Genomic DNA, 22,028 nt, shown 5'->3' on the forward strand with positions numbered 1-22,028 from the left:
GATTTGCAGCACTATTAAGGTGCGTCAGTGTCAAACGGGTTTCGATACTGGTATACTGGATATATTAAATTTTTGGAGGTCAACATGACTAGACGCGCTTTAATTGCAGGAATGACAACATTAATGGGTCTAATTGCTGGCATTATGATGGGCAAAATCGCTGTTGCAACATTAATCGGATTGGCTGTGGGTATTACAGTAAATCAATTTTTGCCAAAATAAAAACCAACTAGGCCGTATTTGAGTTGATTATGTAAAAGTGATAAACTATTAAGCCTAAGAAAATCATGTAAAGTGAGGTATTAAGAAGTGGCTGATAAAATTAAAATAGAAGAACAAGCACATCTTGATGACGTGATTGTTAAAATTAAAGATGCTGAAGTGAAGCGTCAGAATGAAATTAAGTATGCTGAAAATGAAGCACGATCAATCAACGGTGAATTTACGAGTGACGTGCATATTAATACAACAACTTATACCGGAATGATTGATACCGCAATGTCTGTTCGTCAACAACAACAACTGTTGGCTGAACGTGAAACGAGTTGGAAGAATGCAACATCTCGTTTGGATATATTAAAAAAATTAGAAAAGAAACCTTATTTTGCACGATTGAATATTCAAGAAGGAACTAACAAAAAAGAAACCCTCTATATTGGATTGGGTTCTTTTGCGGATCGTCCTGAACATTTTATGGTCTATGACTGGCGTGCGCCTATCTCAAGTGTTTACTATGATGGTGGATTAGGGGATGTGACGTATCAGACGCCTGATGGTGATCAGACGGTAGATGTTTCGTTAAAACGCCAGTTCGTAATTGAAGACGGTCAGATTGAGACTATTTTTGATACTGACGAAGCTGTTGGTGATCAAATGTTATTGGATGTCTTAAATGATTCTGCTGATACCAAAATGAAGAGTATTGTGACAACGATCCAAAAGGAACAGAATCAAATTATTCGGGATGTTAAAGCAGAGTTATTGTTCGTCCAAGGGGCAGCAGGTTCAGGTAAAACGTCAGCTGTCTTACAACGTGTTGCTTATTTATTGTACCGATATCGTGGAAACTTAACGGCTAGTCAAGTTGTCTTGTTCTCGCCTAATCAGTTGTTTAATGATTATATTGACCAAGTGTTGCCAGAACTTGGTGAACAAAACATGGTTCAAATGACTTATTTCCAATATGCCTCAAGACGCTTACCTAATATGCAAGTGGAAACCTTGCAAGAACGATTTGAAGAAGACAACACGCTAGTTAAAAAGTATATTCAAGTTTTGAAAAATAGTTTGGCCTTTTTCAATGCGTCAACAGCTTACTCAGAACATTTGGAACAGGCAGACATGAAGTTCAGAGATATTAAATTTAATAATGAAGTCTTCATTTCAAAAGATAAAATAAAAGATATCTACTATAAATATAACGAAAATTATCATTTACGTACAAGATTAGAAGCAACGCGTGAATCGTTGGTTAAATTATTGAATCGTCGTATTGCGGCTGAAGCTAAATTAGAATGGGTCGAAAAAGCTATTCAAGATATGTCTAAAGAGCAATTGAATGATTTATATGGGGATCAAGATCGAGAATTCGCAAGTGGTGATAAAGAAATGCGTTTCTTGACGCGAACATTAGTGATGCGTCAATTCACAAGTGTGCATAAAGCAATTGTACGTAATCGTTTCTTGAATATTAATTCACAATACGTGAACTTTTTGCACAATGTGCCTAAGTACATTAATTTAAGTGAGTATGGTGTGACTTTAGAAGAATGGCAAGCAGACGTCGCAGATGTTGTGGCACGTTTGAAAACACGTCAAATTTCAATGCATGATGTGACGCCTTACCTTTACTTATTTGATCGGATGACGGGTAAACATGGTGAAACAGATGTCCGTTATGTCTTTATCGATGAAATTCAAGATTATACAGCATTCCAGTTAGCTTTCTTGAAGGAAGGCTTCCCAAGAGCGAAGTTCACTTTACTAGGTGATTTAAACCAAGCTATTTTTACAAAAGAAAATAGTAAGAGATTGTTGTCAGAATTAGGTCATTTATTCCCAGCGGATAAGACAAAAGTTGTACAATTAACGAAATCTTACCGGTCAACGCAACAAATCACAGATTTCACAAAAGAAGTGTTGATAGATGGTGAATCAGTTACTTCATTTAACCGACAAGGTGACTTACCCACAATGACTGTGGATAACAATTCGGCTAAATTAGTTCAAGATTTAGAAGAACAGTTAACACAAAATGCGGATGACCATTTAACCACGGCCATTATTGCCAAATCATTGGCTGAATGTACAGCATTGTATGAACAGTTACAAGCTGATGGCGTAGCTGTTACTTTGATTAAGACAGAGAATCAACGTTTAGCTGATGGAACAATTATTGTGCCTGCTTTCTTAGCTAAAGGGTTAGAATTCGATGCAGTTGTCATGTGGGGCGCTTCAAAGATTAATTACCATGAAGAAGATGAACGTCAGTTAGTTTACACGATTTGCTCAAGAGCAATGCATCGACTAACAGTTTATGCTGAAACTGAACTATCACCATTATTTGATCATGTATCAAAAGCTTTATATGTTTTAAAATAAGTTGTGGAAGAAATTACCTACTGTATTAATGGCTAGGTAATTTTTATTAGAGGATTATTAAAATGGATAAACAGATGAATTATTATAAAATTCCGAGGGATGAGTGGCGAAACTTCTATAAAGCGGAGCGAGTTTCTTTGTCACAACAAGAATTAAATCAAATTCAATCCGTCAATGATAAAATATCAGTTCAAGATGTGCAGGAAATTTATATGCCGTTGGTTCATTTATTGAATATGACATTGACTGGTAAACAAGATTTACAGTCAAAAAAAGCTGATTTTTTGGGCATTAAAGAGCAAAAATGGCCTTTTGTGATTGGTATTACAGGTAGTGTGGCGGTTGGTAAAAGTACAACAGCACGTTTGTTACAGTTGTTACTCACAGCGTTATATCCAACGAAAAAAGTGCAATCAATTACGACAGATGGTTTTTTATACCCGAATGCAGAGTTAATGCGTCAAGATATTTTGGATCGAAAAGGATTCCCAGAAAGTTATGACATGGAGAAATTAATTCTATTTTTAAATGATGTGAAAAGTGGCTTGAAAACGGAAGCACCTGTCTATTCACATGATAGTTATGATATTGTACCAGGAGAAGTACAAACAATTGATCAACCGGATATTTTAATCGTTGAAGGGATTAATGTGTTACAGTTGCCAAGTAATCAACAATTGTATGTCAGTGATTTCTTTGACTACGCTATTTATGTGGATGCCAATGCTGACTTAATTGAAAAATGGTATTTAGAACGATTTGGGGTTCTGTTGAACACTTCTTTTCAGAAACCGGGAAATTACTATTATGATTACGCAATTGGTAATCATGATGAGGCTTTTAAGCTGGCTCGTAATGTTTGGAAAACCGTGAATTTAAAGAATTTGAATGCGTTTATTTTACCGACGCGAAATCGTGCTGATCTCATTTTAGAGAAGACAGATGAGCATCGAATTAATACAGTTTATTTACGTAAATATTAGAAAAATGAGCTATTTTCACAGATTTTCATGAAAATTAAATCAAACGATTGACCAAGTGGGTTTCAATCAGTAGAATGGATATAATAAGAAATTAAAAATTATGAAGAGGTGACTATTTTTGGCCAACGTTAACATGCAAGATTTCGACAAAATTATCGTTCTTGATTTTGGTAGTCAATATAATCAATTAATTACTCGTCGTGTACGTGAATTCGGTGTTTATTCTGAATTATTATCACACAAGATTAGCGCTGCTGAAATCAAAGAGATTGCCCCTAAAGGAATCATCTTTTCTGGTGGCCCAAATAGTGTTTATGATGAAGATGCTTTCAGAGTTGATCCTGAAATATTTGAATTAGGTATTCCTATTTTAGGTATCTGTTACGGGATGCAATTGATGGCATACTGTATGCCTGGTGGTAAAGTTGAGAACGCAAACAATAAAGAATACGGTAAAGCTGTTATTGAAGTTACCGATTCAGAAGCAACTTTATTTAAAGGGTTACCAACGGAACAAACGGTTTGGATGAGTCATGGTGACTTAGTAACAGAAGTTCCTGATGGTTTCACATCAGTTGCGACTTCAGCTAACTGTCCTATTTCTGCTATGCAGAATCTTGATAAAAATTTCTATGGTCTTCAATTCCATACAGAAGTTCGCAATACTGAATTTGGGGATGACATTTTACGTCGATTCGCATTTGATGTTTGTAAAGCTGAAAGTAATTGGTCAATGGATGATTTTATCGACTTACAAATTGCTAAAATCCGCGAAACTGTCGGTGACAAGAAAGTCCTTCTTGGTTTATCCGGTGGGGTTGATTCTTCAGTTGTTGGTGTTTTATTACACAAAGCAATTGGTAACCAACTAACAAGTATCTTCGTTGATCATGGTTTACTTCGTAAGAATGAAGCTGACCAAGTCATGGAAATGCTTGGTGGTAAATTTGGTTTGAATATCATTAAAGTTGATGCCCAAGAACGTTTCTTAGGTAAATTAGAAGGTATTTCTGATCCTGAGACGAAACGTAAAACTATTGGTAATGAATTCATCCGTGTGTTTGATGATGAAGCAACTAAATTAGAAGGTATTGATTTCTTGGCACAAGGAACACTTTACACTGATGTGATTGAATCAGGGACAGATACTGCCCAAACGATTAAATCTCATCATAACGTTGGTGGCCTTCCTGATGATATGCAATTTAGTTTAATTGAACCATTAAGAACCTTATTTAAAGATGAAGTGCGTGAACTTGGCGCAAAAATGGGCATGAGTGATGAATTAGTTTGGCGTCAACCATTCCCAGGTCCTGGTCTTGGAATTCGTGTTCTTGGTGAAATTACTGAAGAAAAATTAACGATTGTTAGAGATAGTGATTTAATTTTACGTGAAGAAATTAAAAAAGCTGGTCTTGATCGTGAAATCTGGCAGTACTTTACTGTCTTACCAGGCATTAAAAGTGTTGGTGTGATGGGTGATGGCCGGACTTATGACTACACCGTTGGTATTCGTGGTGTGACATCAATTGATGGTATGACTGCTGATTTTGCTAGAATCCCTTGGGATGTCTTACAAAATATTTCAGTACGTATCGTAAATGAAGTCGCACACGTTAACCGTATCGTGTATGATATTACGAGCAAGCCGCCTTCAACAATTGAATGGGAATAGAAATAAATAAAGTGAAAAAGCTTAGAACCCTTGAAATAAGGCTCTACAATATTTGTTGTTGGTGATAGAAAATCTATCACTGGCGGCAATTTTTTTATATAATAATACAAAAAAGGGAACTTCGTTTCCTTTAATGGCCAGCCAGCCCAAAAGAAAGAGGTCCCCTCATGATTAATCATACTAAAGTTTTACTTGGAATAGAAGACCCAAATATTATAATTGATAATAATTTAGCTATTCAGTCTAATTCTGATAGTACTATTTTTATTTATGGTACTTTAAATTATCGTCCTAAAGCTTGCCAAAAATGTGGCGTTATCAATACCAATCAGATTATTAATTATGGTTGGCGAACTGTTTCGGTTCGCTTACCTCGTTCATTTGAACGGACTATTATTCTTAAATTACGCAAACAAAATTTTCACTGTAAAACATGCCATGGTTACTTTTTGGCACAAACAACGCTCACAACAAAACATTGTTCCATTTCACTTAACTGCCGTAAAGCATGTATTGAAAAATTAAAAGAAACGAGTTCTATGACCCATATCGCAAAAGAACTCGCTACTTCGACTAACTACGTTAGTCGTGTGCTTGCTTTAACCAAACATGATTTCAAAGTGAATTTAAATTATTTACCAGAAGTTCTTCTTTTCGATGAGATTAAAACAACAAAAGATGCCTTAAGCTTTGAATATATGGATGCCAAAACTCACGAATTAATTGATTTAATCGAGGCACGAACCATCTATCAGATTACCAAACACTTTAATCGTTATGTTAAAACTGCACGTGATAACGTCAAAATAATTGTGACAGATATGAATTATACCTATCCTAAACTAGCTGAAACGTTGTTTCCTAATGCCATTGTTGTATATGATCGATTTCATATTGTTCAATCTATGACTAGAGCTTTCAATCAAACTAGAATTCAAGTTATGAAAAAACTTACAGTAAGTTCCCAATCCTACAAACAATTAAAACGATATTGGAAATTGTTATTAAAACCAATGAGCCAATTAAATTATAAGAATTTTCGTCATTGGTCTTACTTCAAAGAATGGCAAACTGAAACAGATCTAATTCAAAATCTACTAGCTATTGATCCAATCTTAGCTAATACCTATGATTGTCTTCAAAATAGCTTAACTGCCATCCGTAATAAAGATTGGTCAAAACTTAATTATCAGTTAACTAACGCCAAAGGCGTTTCAGAACAATTTCAAAAGGTAACTGTATCACTCATGAAACAACCAGATTATTTAAAAAATGCGCTACGATATCCCTATTCTAACGGTCCTTTAGAAGGACTTAACAATAAACTAAAAGTAATTAAGCGCAATGCTTATGGGTTTAAAAATTTTAGCCAGTATCGTTTACGTATTTTGAGTACAATTAAATTTTAAGCAAAAAAAGAAACCTGTTATCAAATAACAGATTTCTCAATGACAATTTCACCAACAACAGTTGACAAAGAGCCTGAAATAAAGGATTCTAAGCTTTTTTATTTGGAATATACAAATTTACTGGTTCTTCGTCAACTGTTGTTGGTGAATGATATTATGAAGGTTCTAATCACTTAGTGATTAGGCCTTTTTTTGTATGAATCTTAAGGGTATAAAATATTCTGATGCGAAATCTATAAAAGTTTCTAAAACCAAAACTAACGCGTTTAATGACCTTTATTTTATTATTTGTGCCTTCTAAAGGACCGTTAGAATAATGATGATTAAAGGTATTTTTAATTTCAAAATGGTGAAGAAACAACGTTTCAATACTTTTAGTCATTTCTTCGGAACAACCTTCGGTGTTTTTAATTGCTGAATCATAGGACTTCCAATCTTTTAGGTGAAGGGCTGATCTAATTTGGTTCATGAGTTCATATGCCTTTTTCAATTCTGGATTTAAACTTAGTAAATGGTCAATGATATCAATTTCTGTTGTTAAGTATGGAAAGTAGGTCCATTTTTTAAAATTCTTGTAATCCAGATTTTCAGCCGGTTTTAATAGGAGCTTCCAGTAACGTTTTAGGGCCTTATAGTCTTGTGATGATGTTGGCAGTTCTTTCATAAGTTTGATTCTAGTTTTGGTGAATCCACGATTCACTGAATTGATAATATGAAATTTATCGATAATAACAATCGCATTAGGAAAGATTTCTTTGGCTAGTTTAGGATAGGTATAATTCATATCAGTCACAATAATCTTCACGTTTTTTCTAGCTGTAGCTGAATAACGATAAAAATAGCGTTGTATTTGGTAGAGTCGTCGACAAGATAAAAAATCGATTAATTCATGATTACTAGCATCCATAAATTCAAAACTCATGGCATCTGTAGCAGATTTAGTACTCTTGACTTCGTCAAGGAGTAGAACATTGGGTAAAAATTTATAATTAGGTTTAAAATCCCGTTCAGAGGCCATGAGAATACGACCTACAAAGGAATCAGAAGTCGAAATTTCATCAGCAATGTGAGTTAAAGAAACGGGTTCTGTCAATTTAGTTAAACAGAGTTTTCTAGAAGTATTGGAAATCGTACAGTTCTTAGGGACTGCACTAGTTTGAGCTAAAAAGTATGATTGACACTCGTTACATTTAAAATATCTGCGTTTGAGAGACAAAATAATATTTTTTCCTAATACTTTAGGATAACGAATGGTTGTTTGACGCCAACCATACTTAATTATCTGACCTTCGTGCTTAATACCGCAGTTGGGACAAGCCTTCGGCTGGTAATCGAGAATACCGTTAAACCTGGTGACACCATCATTAGATGTCTCATAATCAATAATCATTAGATTATTGTCTTCTATTCCAAGCCAAAATTTAGTATGATTAGACATGCGGAGATTCCTTCTTTCTTATTAATTCATCTGTGGTGGTTGAACGATAATGGATTTGGATAAACCGTACCCAAAAGTCTTATGGCTTTTGGGTCTTTTTTTGTCATTATACAAAAAAACTGTTATTAGTAATAGAATTAATTTCTATTACCAACAACAGATATTGTAGACCCAAATAAAGGATTCTAAGCTTTTTTATTTGGAATATACAAATTTACTACACTTAATAGTTCACAGATTATTTAATTTTTTAGTAATAGTCTTAGATTAAATGCTGACTCATTTTGATTTTTTTGGCTTCTTGCTTTAATAACAAATAATGATATGCTAATACTGTTATTAATATATAAGGAGGCTCATTATGATTTGGTTATGGATACATCTTATTACATGGGTTGTGATAGCAATTTTAGTGTTACTTACAGTCTTTACAAATTCTAATACAAAAATTTATCAAATGATTACACGCCTAGGTTATCTGGTTTCGATTGCTAGTGGGATTATGCTACTAGGATATGCATGGCAGGATAATCCAATTTTGACAGCCATTAAATTGATTGGGGCCCTCGTATTTATTGGGTTAGTTGAAATGACTTTTGCTCGAAAGAATAGAAATCAATTAAACAAGGGGATTATCTACGCAGTTGTTATTTGCTGCATAGTTGTAGGAATTTTAGGACTTATCCTTGCAGGTGGAAGACCTTTTATTTAATTAGTATTTTGAGCGGTGATTAATTTTATAAAGCAGAAGGCTACTCTATTAGTGTGGTTTTCTGTTTTTTTATTTGGAGGAAAAATGATAACGATTAAAAATTTATCTATACGTACTGAAACTTTAAAAATATTAGACTCGACTGATTATACTTTTAATGATGGGTTGAATTTGATTGTGGCGCAAAATGGTCTTGGTAAGACAACTTTATTAAGGGCATTGCTTAATTTAATACCGTCAACGAATGATGAAATTTTATTTGACGGGAAGAACTTAACAAAAAATAAAAATGCTATATTCTTTTATGAGAATACTGATTGGTTTGATAAAAACTTAACAGCAATGGACTATTTAGAATTCACTAAGAAAAAGTGGCAGTCATCTATTGATATAATGCATGTTATTCAAGAATTCAAAATGGATGATTATTATAATAAACCTATTAAAAAGTATTCTTTAGGCATGAAACAAAGAGTATTAATTGCGATGTATGAAATAAGTGATGCAACATATTTTTTAATGGACGAGATAAATAATGGTTTAGATGAAGAATCTAGAAATATTTTATATTCTTTTTTGAATAGAGTGAAAAAAAACAAGACTATTTTAGTTACAACTCATTATAAAAGTGAGATGGAAGCTATTGCTGATGAAATAGTGACAATAGAAAATTTTAAATTAAAGGAATATAAATAATGAATTATTTTAAATTTTTAATAAAAAAGATAATAAAAGATAAGTTGACCATTAGCATGATTTTAATTATGCTGATTACGGTGTTTTTTGTATTTGTTCAAAATGTAAGAACAAAGCCTTCGGTCTCTTTAGAAAATACAGTATCTTCTGATATGAATACTGTCAAAAAAACGATAACTGGGAATAAAAAAATAATTAATAGTTCTAAAAGTTCGTTAGCAGATGTGAAATCCGCCAAAATTGATTTAAAATCGGCTAAGCTTCAATTTAAAGAAGATCAAACTTTGTTAAAAGCAAAAAGAAATAATAAAATTGATGAGCTTTACCGTATATTAACAAAACAAAATAAAGTGATGCTTGCTTCTTTCAAGAATACAGACAGTGGTGATAAAGAAACAATGACTGCCATAAAAAAAGAAGGAATTCGCCTTAAAGCGTTTAAAAAAGCAAGGATAAACTACGAACCAGAATCATATCCCACTAAAAGTTTTTCATTTACAACGGAATTATTTAAATATATCATTCCAATTTTATTTGTATTAATAAGTCTTTTCTTGCTAGTACAGAATTTTTCAAAAACATTTTATAATAAATTAGATAAAAGTAAATTGTTACCTGGTTCTAGTGTAATTAATGCGACAACTGAAATAAAAGCTGGATTTAGTGCTCTTTCCATTTTGTTAGTGATAACGGTTGCTGCATCATTTTTAATTGCAGGAATAGCATCAGGGTTTGATAGTCCTAATTTTCCTATTTTTGAATATGGAGCTAATAATTCGATGGTTTATGTACCAATATGGATAGTTCTTTTAAAATCAGTTATTTTATTTTGGCTATGTTTATCAAATATAACTATTATTACTTATTTTTTAGTTAGTTTATTAAGAAATAAAATGGGTGCTCTATTAGTATCTATTTTAGTCATACTTGGGACGGAAATATTAACGACAATAGTTGAACCATTACAGGCAGTAGCCAATCTATTACCAACCACTTATTTGTACAGTCTCTCTGTTGTGTCAGGGGAATCTAGGGTGAGTTACAATAATAGTTTGATAACGTTCGATAATGGAATACTATTAATGATAGTAGTAGTAATTATATTCTCATTTTTAACAGTATTAATTAGGAAAAAAGATATTTTTCTAAAGATATAAAGGATTCTGTAATGAAGATTTTGGGAAGATAACTACTCCTAAATTAAAGATATGTAAAAAGGTGTTGTCATAAGAGGACAACACCTTTTTTGTGATTTCATAATAGGAGAACGAGTTCAATTATCATTTAGTCTAAAGTTAATGTTAAATAATTGATGGTGCTTTTTTTGTAAATAATGATGAAAAGTAATAAACACATAATGAAGCTAGAAAAGTTGAATAGTGTCGTATATAAAACAAAGATATTCATATGGGTAAATAATTCAATTTGTAAAATATTAGTATATATCGGGATCACTAAATGTGAAGAGCTAAGACCGATAATCCAGTGTTGAATTTTATTACCGTAGATTGACATAAATGAGAAAAAAGTAATGAACATAAAGGTTAAATGAATTAGAAGGCATAGGATGAGACCTACCTTGGCTGTTCTGAGTGGCTTTATCAATAGAAGAGATAAACTAAAAAGCATAAAAAAGGATGCAAGTGAGACCAACTTAGGTATGCCAAAATAAGAAAAATGGGTAAAAGCGGATTGATTATTTCCAAGATTAATTTCTAGAAAACCAACAAATGAGTATAACCAAAGAATAATTAAGGCAATACAACTTTTAATGGCTAATAACCGTTCGTTTGAAAAAGGCATAATATGCAGTAAAGAATCATTTCCTAGATAGTAAAAATTTAGGCAGTCATAAGCTAAATATAACGTCAAAATTGTGACTGATACAGTAAACCAAAGTGAATGGACTAAACTTATATTTTGAGAAGTATAAAACAATGAGATAATTAGAAAAATGAGTTCAATGAAAAAGGGAATAGAAACTTTAAATGCTGTTTTTTTAGTTATTATATAAATGAGCCGAGTCATTGCTCATTACCTCCTTAAATATTTTTTCTAATGGTTCGTTGTATTTTTCTTTTAAGTCGCTAACAGATTCATGCAATAAAATACGGCCTTGATTAATGAAAATAACGGAATCAAAAATGTAGTCAATATCTTGAATTAAGTGTGTGCTCATTAGAATATTGCTATCTTTGGGTCGATTTTCTAATATAATTTTTAATAAAATATCACGTGTTAATGGATCAACAGCTGCTAAAGGTTCATCAAAAATGTAAAAACCGACTTTTCTAGCTAATGTTAATACAATATGAATTTGTTCATGCATTCCTTTAGAACCATCATGAATTTTCATGTTTAAATCTAATGCTAATTTTGAAAAAATGGTTTTAGCTTTAGCTTTATCAAAATCAGGATAGACAGATGAATATAAATCAATAGAATTTTGTATGGTCATTCCTTCATACAAAAAAGAGTTATCGGGGCAATATGCAATTGTATTTTCTGAAAGATTAATGTTTCCAGAATAGGTATTAATGTTGCCAACTAATAAGTTAATTAAAGTTGTTTTACCTGCACCATTAGGACCGAGAAAACCGATTATTTTACCCTTTTCAGCTAAGGAAATAGTAATAGATTTTAAAGCGGTTCTTTTCCCATATTTAACTGTTATATTTTTTAATTCCACGTTATTTCCTCCTTACGAAATTTTATGCCATAAATTCTTTTTAAAAATAAGATTTAATGCTAATTTTCCTTTTTGTGTATATTTGAATGCTGCTAAGGCAGTCACCATCATGGCTATTGAAATTAGTAATTGAAGTAGCACGCCACCTTGAACGGGAAACCTTAGTAGTAAGCCAATTAATAAAATTAAAGGTGAAAAGATAAAGAATATTTCAAAGGCTTGCAATAAATAAATGATTAAAAGTAAACAAGCATATAAAAATATCGGTAGAATAAGTGAAGGATGCTGAAAAAGTAGGATGCCACTTAATTGAATAGTAGGGATATTGTTATTAGTGTTTGATTCCTTATTTGATAGTTGTTCTGCAAGTGCTTTGGTAGGGCCTAAATGTTTAATGATGTCAGTATCTACTTCGTTATTATCATAAGCTGCTTCAAAATAATCATCATAGTCTGCAATAATGGTGCTAACTTGTTGTTTATTTATCCCAAAAGTTAGTAAGTTATTTTTTAGTGATTGTAAATATTTTTCTTTAGTCAGCATCTTGTGAAGCCTCCAGTTTATTAATAATAGTTGAAATATCCTGCCATTGTTCAAGTAAAGTTTTTAGATATTTTTCTCCTTCAGGCAGGAGATGGAAATATTTTCGACTACGTTTTCCATTTGGAATATCATAAGAAGAAATCATATCTTTGGACTCTAAGCGTCTAAGAACGGGATACACAGCACCTTCAGTAACCCCAATTGATTTTGTGACAAATTTTGACATAGTGTAGGCGTAATCGTCTTGTGATTGAAGTTGAAGTAATAAAATTAGATCTAAAACACCTTTATTAAGTTGAGAGTTCATTAATTTTAGTTCGCTCCATTTCTAGTGTGCCTATTTTAACTGCACAGACAGTATACAATAAATACTATTTTTTGAATAGTATTTATTTGATTTTTTTGTCTTAATTTTGAATGTATAATATACTTTAAGAATAATGTTAATTGTTAGACTTAAATTTTAAAGGAGCTTTTATGTCACGTAAAAATAAAATTTTGATGATACTGTTATTTTTAGGTATTTCAATACTTGTTATACTACCGTTTGTTTTATCCAATAAAATTTATGTTAATGATGATTTTTTATTTCATAAAAATAGACTACTGGCTTATTATCATTCAGTTGTGGTGAATAAGGATTTACATCCTATGATTTTTGGAAGTATGGCTAAAGGATATGGATATGCGGCTGATTTATTTTACCCTTCTTATATTTTGTTGCCTTTTGTCTTTTTCTACTATCTAGGATTTGGCTTTATAAAAGCCTATTATTTATTGCTAGCGACATATACGTTAGCCACTTTAATTATAGGATTTTATACTGCACAACATTTCTTTAAAAATAGGCGAACGGCGTTATTGGCGACAATTGCTTACACTTGCGGCACCTATCGGTTAATGGATCTATTTATTCGTGGCGATCTGGGGGAAATTGGTGCTTTTATTTTTCTGCCTTTAGTCGTATTGGGTTTCCATATGGTTTACAAAAATGAGAAAAAAGGCATCTTAGTATTAGCGATTGGCTTGGGATTAATAACTGGCATTCATCCTATGACAACCTTGATTTGTGTCTATATCATAGGGATTACTAATATTTATTTAATAATAAAAAAGAGAAGTACGATTGCTTTTATGAAAAGACAATTTGATGCTTACCTATTCGCAATCATTTTGTCGTGTGCGACAGTGTTACCAATATTAGAACAAATGGCACATGAAAAATATAATTTTATGGTGCATAGTTCATTATAGGGTGTAGGTTTAAATTTTTCTTTGTCTAAATTAATTTATGGTTCAATGGAAAATTCGGCAGGGGTCTGGAATAATAGTTCACCTAATGTTGGGCCACTTCTGTTAGTGGTCGTGGTGATGACGCTATTTATGTATCAAAAGAGTTCACTCTTAATCAAACGACTACTCATTATCACAATCATTTTTTTGGTTAGCTCAACTAATTTATTATTGTGGCCGCTTCTTAAAAATACGTGGTTCGCTAACATTCAATTTGAATGGCGACTCTTGATTTTTGCGACCTTGTTTGGCAGTTTACTTTTGGCAAAACTGTCTGAAGCTAGTAGCCATAGGCACTTTAAGTTAGTCATTTTTTTAATTTTATCGCTAGCTATTTCGTTTAATTTTTCTGTTTTAAATAATTTTCAAGCGAATAATAATTTAACACTGACAAATAAAACGATCGTTCAAAAATATAAGTCAGGCATTGGTGGTGGATTAGATTATTTACCAAAAGGCGTCGATTATAAAGCTTTACATGAACAAAAAAGTTCAGGAACCTTTAATTTTAAACGAGCAACCAGTGTTGTTTTTCCAAAAATTTATTATAAAGGGTATGTGGTGCGGACAAATAAAAATCAAGAGATTCCGACATATGCAAGTCATGGGTTTGTAGCGGCAAAAATAATGCCCGGTAAAGTGACCTATCAGGTACTTTATAAGAAGACTTTTATTCAAAAATGGGCTATTCGGGTGACCATGTTTAGTTGGTTAATTGTTATGATCTATGTGTGTGGATCTATTTGGAAAAGGAAAAGAGAGGATAAAAGAAGTGATAAGACAAGCAACTAATGCTGATATAGAAGAAATTATTCAATTATGGTATGAGGTAAATATTGAGGCACATTATTTTATTGCCAAAGATTATTGGACAAGTCATTTTGATGACGTTAAAAAAATGCTGCCTCTTGCAGAACTATATGTTTATGAGCAAAAAGGCAAAATAGTTGGTTTTGTTGGGCTTGATAACACTTATATTTCAGGCATATTTGTTTCTTCCAATGCACAGTCTAACGGAATTGGAAAACAGCTATTGGATGAGGTTAAAAAGAAGAAAACAGAATTAAGTTTGACCGTTTACCAAAAAAATAAACGGGCGATAAATTTTTATTTAAGAGAAAATTTCAAAATTAAATCAGAATCTATGGATACAGTTAATAATGAAAAAGACTACCTAATGGTGTGGAAAAAATAAATTATCTTTCAGGAGGATCAGTATGGCAGAGAAGATGGAAAAAAAGAAAGTTGAATTACCAGAATTATTTTATGATTTGGTTTTTGCTTATGCAATTTCACAGGCAACCAATTTGCTTCATCATTTTCAGGGAAGCACAGCGGATATTATTAAAGCATTTATCATCTTTTCAGTGGTTATGATTGTATTTATCAATACATGGATGATTAAAAGTGTCTTTATTAATCGTTATGGGACGAATTCGATTACTGATATTATTCTTTTTATGATTGATATGGCAATTTTACTTTATATGTCTAATGCATTTGAAGGAGATATTCAGAATTGGTTCCAACCTTTTTCAATCGCAACAGGCTTACTATCAGTCGTGTTAGTCGTTCAATACGGCACGGTATATAGCACGGCTGCCAAAAGCACTGATAAAAAAATTGCTAAATTGATGATGATGATTGTTGCAGTGCGGACAATATTAGTGTTTATTAGTGCATTTTTACCGCTTAATATGGGGATTGTGGTGTTCTTGATTGGGATTGCGGTGAGTTGGGTAGTCCCTGCTCTTGTTGGCTCAGTGTTGCAGCTTCACCCACTTAATTTTCCACACATATTAGAGCGGCTAACTTTATTGACCATTATTACTTTTGGCGAAACGATTCTTAGTATTGCCTCATATTTTACTGTTAAAACGTTTAATTTTTACTCGCTGCTCATTTTTATCATTGTGGGAGCCCTTTTCATGACGTACATTACGCAAATAGATCATTATATAGAAGAGAATCGCTCTGGTGAAACAGGTATTCGCTTAATTTATGTTCATTATTTTATTCTGTTTGGACTAAGTTTAGTGACTATTGCATTAGGTTTTATTAATGAAGTTCAGATTCCAGAAAAATTTGCAGTATTATGTTTATATTTTGGGATAGGATTATTTTATCTGGGGCTATTTTTAACTAGCCCATATAATAAAAAACATTTACGATTGGGGAAGGAAGTCATTGGCTTTTTTACAACGACAACCATCGTAGGCTTATTAATAAGCTTACAATTTAATCACTTTTCAGACATTGTGATAGCAACGAGTTTTATAACGGTTGCTAACTCCGCTATGTATGTGTACTACATGATTAAACGAACAAACCAGATTGGAAGAAAAGCTTGATCACATTGAATCTCTCATGTTGCTAGACAACATGAGAGATTTTTTTGTATTTAAGTTATTAAAAAGATAGTAGTTGCATTTAAAAATAAGAAATGGTAAGGTTAACTACATAAGTAATTAACTAATAAACAAATTAACGGAAGTGGTGATATTTTGTTTTTTGAATTTGATAATGAAACACCTCTGTATCGGCAAATTGCTGAACAGATTGAAGAAGGTATTTTTACTGGTATTTTCCCGTCTGAGAGCCAAGTACCGTCAACAACTGAAATCTCACGACAATTCAATATTAACCCGGCAACAGTTTTAAAAGGGATGAATCAACTGGTAGCTAATGGGTTAATTGAAAAGAAAAGGGGACTTGGGATGTTTGTAACTAAAACGGCACAAGAGCAGATTACGGCTAAACGACAGGAAGAATTTTTTAATCATTATGTTGATACATTCATTAAAGAAGCACAACAATTAAAATTAACTAAATCAGAATTAATGGCACTTATCGAAAGGAGTTATGACAATGAGTAATTTAGAAACGAACCATCTCAAAAAAAGATTTGGTAATCAAATGGTATTGGATGATATTAATTTGCGTCTAAAGCCCAACACGATATATGCGTTATTAGGTCGAAATGGTGCGGGTAAAAGTACATTACTGAGTATCTTAGCTAATCATATTTTCGCTTCTAGTGGATCGGTTGTTTGGCAAGATAAAGAATTAACTGATTATGATCATCCTGTGCAAGCCTTTTACTTAATGTCAGAACATAATCTTTTCGATAAGTCAGATAGCCTGAAATCAATTATGAAAAAGACGGCTTTATTACAAGGCAATTTTGATCAAGAACTTGCTGACGAGATGTTGAAGGCCTTTAAATTAAATCCCAAGAAAAAAGTAACACAATTATCAACGGGGTATCGGACTATTTTCAAAACAATTGTTGCGCTCAGTGTGCCAGCAGAATATGTTTTCTTAGATGAACCTATTCTAGGACTAGATGCTAATCACCGTGTCATGTTGTATCGCTTTATTTTAAAAGCTTATGACAATCGCCCAAGAACGGTTGTCCTTTCAACACATTTGATTGAAGAAATTGCTAATTTAGTCGAGCACGTGCTCATTTTAAAAGGCGCAAAAATCATTGTTGATACTGATTTAGAAAGCTTACTGGCTAAAAGTTACCAAATTAGTGGTCCTAAAGAATTAGTTCAGACGTATTGTGAGGGACTTCATATTTTGGATGATGACCAAATTGGAACGTTATATACGTGTTACGTTTATACTGAACTTCCCGCAGATCGCGTGATTCCTGATAACGTTGTGATTAAGCATAGTGACTTACAAGATAGCTTTATTAAATTAACTGAAGAGGAGCGTGAGGAACATGTTTAAAGCAATGTTAAAATATCGATTGGCAACTATCTGGCGGAATTTGATTATTGCATATCTGATTGTAGAAGGGGCTATGATTATTACTGAGGTTATTTTAAGTATTAAAATTGCTGATGTTTCAGTGCTAACGAGTACTTTAGGTATTAGTTTGGCGGCTGGTGGTTTAATTGTGACGCAGATAACTTTAATGATTCTGTCATTTACAACAACGCGTAAGCCATTTAATTTTGGTATTCTAAACGGTATTTCTAGAAAAGTCAGCTATACGACACAATTGATTAGTCTTTTTGGGAGTCAATTAGTGACATTTGCTATTTTTTATCCACTTGTGGGACTTATCGTAAAGATGGCTCGGCCTAATATTGATATGAATATGTTTGATTTTCAATTGGTAGCTGTAATTTTGGCTGTGATTTGGAGTGTAATGGCTGGAGCAATTGAAATTAGTAGCTTTGTGACATTATTTGAACACAAAATTTGGTGGTTACTTTTTATTGTGTGGATGATTATAGCACCTACATGGGGAAAATTTATGGACTTTGTTAATTTAGGAAATGATGGGAAATTTAATTTTAACCAGCTATATACTATACCTATTATATTATTAACTCAAATCGTTTTACCGCTCTTAATTGCAGGCGTGTGCCAATACTTCATGCAAACGAAACGAATTACGCTTAGTTTTAAACGGTTTAAATAAAGATATAAAATAATTTTAAGTGATAGAAAGTCTTGAAAGTGTCTACTTTTGAGGCTTTTTTTGTCTGGAAACAAATACAATGCTTGACATTATGCTATGTAACGTATAGTATTAATTTTGAAAGGAGTGAGTTGATGAATAGTCAGTTAAAAAAAGGACTGTTAGAATTTTGTGTGCTAGCGACATTAAGGACATCAGATTCGTATGGTTATCAGATTATTAAAGATACATCAGGCGTGATTGAACTTTCAGATTCAACTCTTTATCCTATTTTAAAGCGTTTAGAAAAGCAGGGTGCTATTGAAAGTTACAGTGTCGAACATAATGGACGATTACGAAAATATTATCATTTAACTGAAATAGGGTTAATCGATATTAAAACATTTTTGGATGATTGGCAACAGGTCATGACTGTCTATAATTACATAAAAGGAGCTAACTAATGAATAAAAGTAAATTTATTAAAGAGCTAGGGGAAGAACTTAAGTATTATCAGGCAACGGATATTGTTAAGACGATTGCTTATTACGATGAAATGATTGATGACCGTGTGGAAGCTGGTGAATCTGAAGCTGACATTATGGCTAGTTTGGAAAAGCCAAGTCAAATTGCGATGAGTTTAGGGCAAACAGAACAACCTGAGATACAAAAAAAGTTCTCGTCCTTATCGAAAACATTTATTGTTGTTTTACTTATTTTAGGATCACCATTATGGGGGAGTCTTGTACTGACGGCTGGCATTTTAATTGCTACGGGTTATTTTTTAATTTGGTTAGTGCCGACACTTGCGGGTATTTTCGCTTTTTCATTTGTTCTTGGAGGTAGTCTTAGTTTGGTCCTATCAGCATTTGTGGTTTTTAATCAGGGATTTGTGATTGGATTGATGCAATTCGGACTTGGATTTGTGATGTCGGGCGTTGGTATTCTTTGCGCAGCAATGGCTTGGTCTTCAACCAAGTATTTAATTAAAGTTTCAGTTAGGTTGACACATTGGTTAAATCGGTTATTTAGAAGAGAATCAAAGGTCGTTGCATCAAATGATTAGGTTTATATGGCATAAATTAAGCAAAATTAGTTTAATGGTTATGGGATATTCGCTTATCTGGTTAGTTCCAGTAGGGTTAAGTATTTTTACCGCATTATTTGTCTGGGATGGTAGCCGTAGCTTAGTGTTATCACCATTTGTGGGCATCCATCAGGGATTTATGATTGGGTTAATGCAATTTGGGTTAGGCTTTTTGATGCTGGGTATTGGCAGTTTAGTAGTGCCGATTGCCTGGTATTCAGTCAGATATTTAATGAGATTCTCAGTAGGGTTAATGCGTTTATTAGGTAAATTTCTAAAAAGAAGATTAAAGGAGGGCGTATAAAATGTTTGAATATATACGACATAATTGGTTAAAAATTAGTCTATTTATGATTTGGTTTGGTGCAATAGTTATGTTTAGTAGCTATGCTTTATCAGGGTTTAATTTATCAGTATTTGACTATACGGGCATTCATAGTTGGGGCAGGACATTTTATTTCTAAAAATGACTAATATTAAATTATGGATTTAAAAGATATTTATTAATTAAAAGTACTTAAATCTAGAATTTTAAGATTTAAGTACTTTTAATATTTTTCTGAATATTGATTAATACGTGGCAAATTACAAGTTTAATTCGAACAAACTCTAAAATAATCAATGGCAGTTTGAAAATATGGAACTTTTAGTGGCCGATGATTAATTAAATCTAGAGCTTCTAACTAAATCATCGTTTGTAATTTGATTGAAATTAGTCTTTTTAAGAAAGAACCATCGTAACCTGTGGTTAAAATATTCGTTACTGCCATGGTTCCCATGGTGAATAAGGATGACAAAAATAAACATCAATTTTATGGTTCTTTTCAAGAGCTCGATATTTTGAGAATTCTTTACCATGATCAACTGTAATTGACTTTACTTGTGAACCGAAGGTTTTAATAAAACTCCTAAAGGCATTATTTAAAGCTAAAGCAGTTCGATTTGGGACTTTAAGTACCCATAATAATCGTGATTGACGTTCAACAAAAGTCACCAAGCCTTTTAGACTCACCACGACTTGAAAGAACGGTATCCACTTCCCGATGGTCAAATTCTGAACGATTATTAATGCTGATTGGATGTTCTTCAATTGATTTACCTGTGACAAAGGTTTCACGGGATTCGTTAGAACGCTTCTGATAAATATTACGGTTGTGCCTTCAGAAATAAGCTGGTCTAGTTGTCCACGTTGAAATTGTGTTAAAGTAAAAGTACTCAAAGTAATATCTCCTTTTTTGGTTGGATTAAGCTACTACCATTTTACGAGATTACTTTGAGTTTTTTTAATTTCTGTTCGAATTAATTTTAGAACTTGCCGATATTAAATGGTAAAATCGTATGTATGGAGGACTTTAAATAAGGGGGATTAGGATGCAAAATCAATATGGCACCAGTCAATTAAAAGGTAATGTTAAAAGTAAATTATATAGTTTAAGACATCCTTTTTTTGTAAATAGTCTATTTTTAATACTTAGTATGGGCGTAATTGTGGTGGCAACTCTGCCAGGACTGATTTTTTCAATAATGGTAAATGTAATTATAAAATATTCATACGCAAATTGGTATTTAGTGTGGCTGCTAGGGGAGATTCTTTTTTCTTGGTTTGGCGTATGGGTGTTGCTGAAAATAAAACGTCAATTATTCACAAAAAATATTAATTTAGCGGTATATAGTGATGTATATGGTGTACTCAAAATAGGGGATAGCGAAGAGATTCCCGTACACGCAGAAAAGCTGACGGATATTAAATTTAAAACTAAAGGTCTTATTCGAAAAAAAGAAAATTTAAAATTCAAGTTAGATAAGCAACAATATTTTTTTCAATCAATTCAATCAAACGATGGTCAGCTTGAATATATGCATAAACAACTTCAAAATATGGACACTATTGAGTTGATAAAACCGACACTTGAAGGAATTGCTAAAAGTGAAGAAAGAAACCCAGAGCACAGATTAACTGTGATACGGCACAATCAATTATTTTTTATAATGCTTATTTTTTTAGCCATTTTAATGTTATTAGTTGAGTTGGTGATTGATGATTTTTTGTTTCCATTTCAACTCAAGTTACGCATTGCTGCATATATTTTAATAATTGGCCCCTATGTTAATTATCTAATAATTAGCATAATCATTATTCGATTTTGGCGTAAAAATGTTCAAATGATAGACGTAGATGCTATTCATTTTAAACTTATTATTAATAAAGTTGAACAAGTTATTTTAAAGAAAGACATCAAAAAAAATCAGTTCATTCCTATGGCAGGAATGAGGAAGCTGGTTGATAGACGACAGTTATCTGTTAAGCTGGCTTCTAAAAAGTATAAATTAGTGGCGATAGATTCATCGGAAGCTTATCTGAATTCGCTAAATGAATTATTGAATCAGTGGCAAAGTGAAACTCGGCACAAAATGGATCAATAATGAATGAGAAGAAAAGAGAAACGGGGTAATAACTAAGGTGGTAGATAGAAACTGTTAT

At 32.5% G+C, this 22,028-nt stretch carries 24 protein-coding genes and 1 pseudogene; 20 read left to right on the plus strand and 5 right to left on the minus strand.

All coding sequences use genetic code 11. From position 1 onward, the window contains the following. Positions 1-84 precede the first annotated feature (84 nt). The 5 genes from ACVPPR_RS01585 to ACVPPR_RS01605 all read left to right on the plus strand — a co-directional run bounded on the left by ACVPPR_RS01585 (position 85) and on the right by ACVPPR_RS01605 (position 6,668). A complete protein-coding gene (locus ACVPPR_RS01585; protein ID WP_462304462.1) occupies positions 85-222 on the plus strand; it encodes a hypothetical protein in 138 nt (45 codons plus the stop codon). Between the two features lie 87 nt (positions 223-309). Then, positions 310-2,601, plus strand: coding sequence for an RNA polymerase recycling motor HelD (gene helD, locus ACVPPR_RS01590; protein WP_462304463.1), 2,292 nt, complete (start codon positions 310-312; stop codon positions 2,599-2,601). Between the two features lie 62 nt (positions 2,602-2,663). Beyond that, complete coding sequence (coaA, locus tag ACVPPR_RS01595) at positions 2,664-3,584, plus strand: type I pantothenate kinase (protein WP_462298243.1); 921 nt, start codon at positions 2,664-2,666, stop codon at positions 3,582-3,584. 133 nt (positions 3,585-3,717) lie between these two features. Further along, on the plus strand, positions 3,718-5,259 hold the full coding sequence (guaA, locus tag ACVPPR_RS01600) for a glutamine-hydrolyzing GMP synthase (RefSeq protein ID WP_462304787.1): 1,542 nt from the start codon (positions 3,718-3,720) through the stop codon (positions 5,257-5,259). A 167-nt stretch (positions 5,260-5,426) separates the two neighbouring features. Beyond that, the gene (locus tag ACVPPR_RS01605) at positions 5,427-6,668 is read left to right on the plus strand and encodes an ISL3 family transposase (RefSeq protein WP_462304076.1); all 1,242 of its coding nucleotides are present in this window, start codon (positions 5,427-5,429) and stop codon (positions 6,666-6,668) included. 169 nt (positions 6,669-6,837) lie between these two features. Here the strand turns inward: ACVPPR_RS01605 and ACVPPR_RS01610 are convergent, their stop codons facing one another. Then, complete coding sequence (locus ACVPPR_RS01610) at positions 6,838-8,106, minus strand: ISL3 family transposase (RefSeq protein ID WP_462296923.1); 1,269 nt, start codon at positions 8,104-8,106, stop codon at positions 6,838-6,840. A 361-nt stretch (positions 8,107-8,467) separates the two neighbouring features. Here ACVPPR_RS01610 and ACVPPR_RS01615 point away from each other — a divergent pair, with 361 nt between their 5' ends. From ACVPPR_RS01615 to ACVPPR_RS01625, 3 genes are all read left to right on the plus strand, one after another. Then, on the plus strand, positions 8,468-8,818 hold the full coding sequence (locus ACVPPR_RS01615; RefSeq protein ID WP_462304464.1) for a DUF1516 family protein: 351 nt from the start codon (positions 8,468-8,470) through the stop codon (positions 8,816-8,818). Positions 8,819-8,902: 84 nt separating this feature from the next. Then, positions 8,903-9,514, plus strand: coding sequence for an ATP-binding cassette domain-containing protein (locus tag ACVPPR_RS01620; RefSeq protein WP_462304465.1), 612 nt, complete (start codon positions 8,903-8,905; stop codon positions 9,512-9,514). Beyond that, a complete protein-coding gene (locus ACVPPR_RS01625; RefSeq protein ID WP_462304466.1) occupies positions 9,514-10,671 on the plus strand; it encodes a hypothetical protein in 1,158 nt (385 codons plus the stop codon). Before ACVPPR_RS01620 ends, ACVPPR_RS01625 begins: the two co-directional genes overlap by 1 nt. Before the next feature lie 842 nt (positions 10,672-11,513). Here ACVPPR_RS01625 and ACVPPR_RS01630 read toward each other — a convergent pair. The 3 genes from ACVPPR_RS01630 to ACVPPR_RS01640 are packed head-to-tail and all read right to left on the minus strand — an operon-like array spanning position 11,514 to position 13,053. Then, on the minus strand, positions 11,514-12,203 hold the full coding sequence (locus tag ACVPPR_RS01630) for an ATP-binding cassette domain-containing protein (RefSeq protein WP_462304467.1): 690 nt from the start codon (positions 12,201-12,203) through the stop codon (positions 11,514-11,516). Positions 12,204-12,215: 12 nt separating this feature from the next. Beyond that, positions 12,216-12,746, minus strand: coding sequence for a DUF1700 domain-containing protein (locus ACVPPR_RS01635; RefSeq protein WP_462304468.1), 531 nt, complete (start codon positions 12,744-12,746; stop codon positions 12,216-12,218). Then, on the minus strand, positions 12,736-13,053 hold the full coding sequence (locus ACVPPR_RS01640; RefSeq protein WP_462298268.1) for a PadR family transcriptional regulator: 318 nt from the start codon (positions 13,051-13,053) through the stop codon (positions 12,736-12,738). Before ACVPPR_RS01640 ends, ACVPPR_RS01635 begins: the two co-directional genes overlap by 11 nt. A gap of 170 nt (positions 13,054-13,223) precedes the next feature. Between ACVPPR_RS01640 and ACVPPR_RS01645 the strand changes: the two genes are divergently transcribed. The 11 genes from ACVPPR_RS01645 to ACVPPR_RS01695 all read left to right on the plus strand — a co-directional run bounded on the left by ACVPPR_RS01645 (position 13,224) and on the right by ACVPPR_RS01695 (position 20,010). Continuing rightward, positions 13,224-14,000, plus strand: a complete 777-nt coding sequence (locus ACVPPR_RS01645) for a hypothetical protein (protein WP_462304469.1) — start codon at positions 13,224-13,226, stop codon at positions 13,998-14,000. 21 nt (positions 14,001-14,021) lie between these two features. Further along, complete coding sequence (locus ACVPPR_RS01650) at positions 14,022-14,831, plus strand: hypothetical protein (RefSeq protein WP_462304470.1); 810 nt, start codon at positions 14,022-14,024, stop codon at positions 14,829-14,831. Further along, a complete protein-coding gene (locus ACVPPR_RS01655; RefSeq protein WP_462304471.1) occupies positions 14,812-15,234 on the plus strand; it encodes a GNAT family N-acetyltransferase in 423 nt (140 codons plus the stop codon). Before ACVPPR_RS01650 ends, ACVPPR_RS01655 begins: the two co-directional genes overlap by 20 nt. 22 nt (positions 15,235-15,256) lie before the next feature. Then, positions 15,257-16,390 (plus strand): low temperature requirement protein A, encoded by a 1,134-nt coding sequence (locus ACVPPR_RS01660; RefSeq protein ID WP_462298273.1) that lies wholly within the window; start codon positions 15,257-15,259, stop codon positions 16,388-16,390. A gap of 153 nt (positions 16,391-16,543) precedes the next feature. Next, positions 16,544-16,915, plus strand: coding sequence for a GntR family transcriptional regulator (locus ACVPPR_RS01665; RefSeq protein WP_462298274.1), 372 nt, complete (start codon positions 16,544-16,546; stop codon positions 16,913-16,915). Then, a complete protein-coding gene (locus tag ACVPPR_RS01670; protein WP_462304472.1) occupies positions 16,908-17,780 on the plus strand; it encodes an ATP-binding cassette domain-containing protein in 873 nt (290 codons plus the stop codon). The genes ACVPPR_RS01665 and ACVPPR_RS01670 overlap by 8 nt, the downstream gene beginning before the upstream one ends. Then, the gene (locus tag ACVPPR_RS01675) at positions 17,773-18,480 is read left to right on the plus strand and encodes a hypothetical protein (RefSeq protein WP_462304473.1); all 708 of its coding nucleotides are present in this window, start codon (positions 17,773-17,775) and stop codon (positions 18,478-18,480) included. The genes ACVPPR_RS01670 and ACVPPR_RS01675 overlap by 8 nt, the downstream gene beginning before the upstream one ends. 134 nt (positions 18,481-18,614) lie before the next feature. Then, positions 18,615-18,923 carry a PadR family transcriptional regulator gene (locus ACVPPR_RS01680; RefSeq protein WP_462304474.1) on the plus strand — a complete coding sequence of 103 codons (309 nt, stop codon included), beginning with the start codon at positions 18,615-18,617 and terminating at the stop codon, positions 18,921-18,923. Next, positions 18,923-19,525, plus strand: coding sequence for a DUF1700 domain-containing protein (locus tag ACVPPR_RS01685; protein WP_462304475.1), 603 nt, complete (start codon positions 18,923-18,925; stop codon positions 19,523-19,525). The genes ACVPPR_RS01680 and ACVPPR_RS01685 overlap by 1 nt, the downstream gene beginning before the upstream one ends. After that, complete coding sequence (locus tag ACVPPR_RS01690; protein WP_462304476.1) at positions 19,518-19,850, plus strand: hypothetical protein; 333 nt, start codon at positions 19,518-19,520, stop codon at positions 19,848-19,850. Before ACVPPR_RS01685 ends, ACVPPR_RS01690 begins: the two co-directional genes overlap by 8 nt. 1 nt (position 19,851) lies before the next feature. Continuing rightward, entirely contained in the window at positions 19,852-20,010 is a 159-nt protein-coding gene (locus ACVPPR_RS01695) for a hypothetical protein (protein ID WP_462298281.1), read from the plus strand. 129 nt (positions 20,011-20,139) lie between these two features. Here the strand turns inward: ACVPPR_RS01695 and ACVPPR_RS01700 are convergent. Next, positions 20,140-20,700, minus strand: a pseudogene (locus tag ACVPPR_RS01700) (IS30 family transposase); the annotation flags it as partial. 217 nt (positions 20,701-20,917) lie between these two features. On the opposite strand from ACVPPR_RS01700, the gene ACVPPR_RS01705 reads away from it, so the two are divergent. Further along, entirely contained in the window at positions 20,918-21,970 is a 1,053-nt protein-coding gene (locus ACVPPR_RS01705; protein ID WP_462304477.1) for a hypothetical protein, read from the plus strand. Positions 21,971-22,028: the final 58 nt, after the last annotated feature.

This window comes from Dellaglioa sp. L3N, from assembly GCF_054941095.1.

Coding starts and splice junctions, on each gene's coding strand:
- ACVPPR_RS01680 (WP_462304474.1), top strand. CDS start 18,615: ATGAATAGTCAGTTAAAAAAAGGACTGTTAGAATTTTGTGTGCTAGCG.
- ACVPPR_RS01660 (WP_462298273.1), top strand. CDS start 15,257: ATGGCAGAGAAGATGGAAAAAAAGAAAGTTGAATTACCAGAATTATTT.
- ACVPPR_RS01640 (WP_462298268.1), bottom strand. CDS start 13,053: ATGAACTCTCAACTTAATAAAGGTGTTTTAGATCTAATTTTATTACTT.
- ACVPPR_RS01620 (WP_462304465.1), top strand. CDS start 8,903: ATGATAACGATTAAAAATTTATCTATACGTACTGAAACTTTAAAAATA.
- ACVPPR_RS01615 (WP_462304464.1), top strand. CDS start 8,468: ATGATTTGGTTATGGATACATCTTATTACATGGGTTGTGATAGCAATT.
- ACVPPR_RS01585 (WP_462304462.1), top strand. CDS start 85: ATGACTAGACGCGCTTTAATTGCAGGAATGACAACATTAATGGGTCTA.
- ACVPPR_RS01690 (WP_462304476.1), top strand. CDS start 19,518: ATGATTAGGTTTATATGGCATAAATTAAGCAAAATTAGTTTAATGGTT.
- ACVPPR_RS01645 (WP_462304469.1), top strand. CDS start 13,224: ATGTCACGTAAAAATAAAATTTTGATGATACTGTTATTTTTAGGTATT.
- ACVPPR_RS01625 (WP_462304466.1), top strand. CDS start 9,514: ATGAATTATTTTAAATTTTTAATAAAAAAGATAATAAAAGATAAGTTG.
- ACVPPR_RS01695 (WP_462298281.1), top strand. CDS start 19,852: ATGTTTGAATATATACGACATAATTGGTTAAAAATTAGTCTATTTATG.
- ACVPPR_RS01685 (WP_462304475.1), top strand. CDS start 18,923: ATGAATAAAAGTAAATTTATTAAAGAGCTAGGGGAAGAACTTAAGTAT.
- ACVPPR_RS01605 (WP_462304076.1), top strand. CDS start 5,427: ATGATTAATCATACTAAAGTTTTACTTGGAATAGAAGACCCAAATATT.
- ACVPPR_RS01675 (WP_462304473.1), top strand. CDS start 17,773: ATGTTTAAAGCAATGTTAAAATATCGATTGGCAACTATCTGGCGGAAT.
- ACVPPR_RS01670 (WP_462304472.1), top strand. CDS start 16,908: ATGAGTAATTTAGAAACGAACCATCTCAAAAAAAGATTTGGTAATCAA.
- ACVPPR_RS01705 (WP_462304477.1), top strand. CDS start 20,918: ATGCAAAATCAATATGGCACCAGTCAATTAAAAGGTAATGTTAAAAGT.
- coaA (WP_462298243.1), top strand. CDS start 2,664: ATGGATAAACAGATGAATTATTATAAAATTCCGAGGGATGAGTGGCGA.
- guaA (WP_462304787.1), top strand. CDS start 3,718: ATGCAAGATTTCGACAAAATTATCGTTCTTGATTTTGGTAGTCAATAT.
- ACVPPR_RS01610 (WP_462296923.1), bottom strand. CDS start 8,106: ATGTCTAATCATACTAAATTTTGGCTTGGAATAGAAGACAATAATCTA.
- ACVPPR_RS01635 (WP_462304468.1), bottom strand. CDS start 12,746: ATGCTGACTAAAGAAAAATATTTACAATCACTAAAAAATAACTTACTA.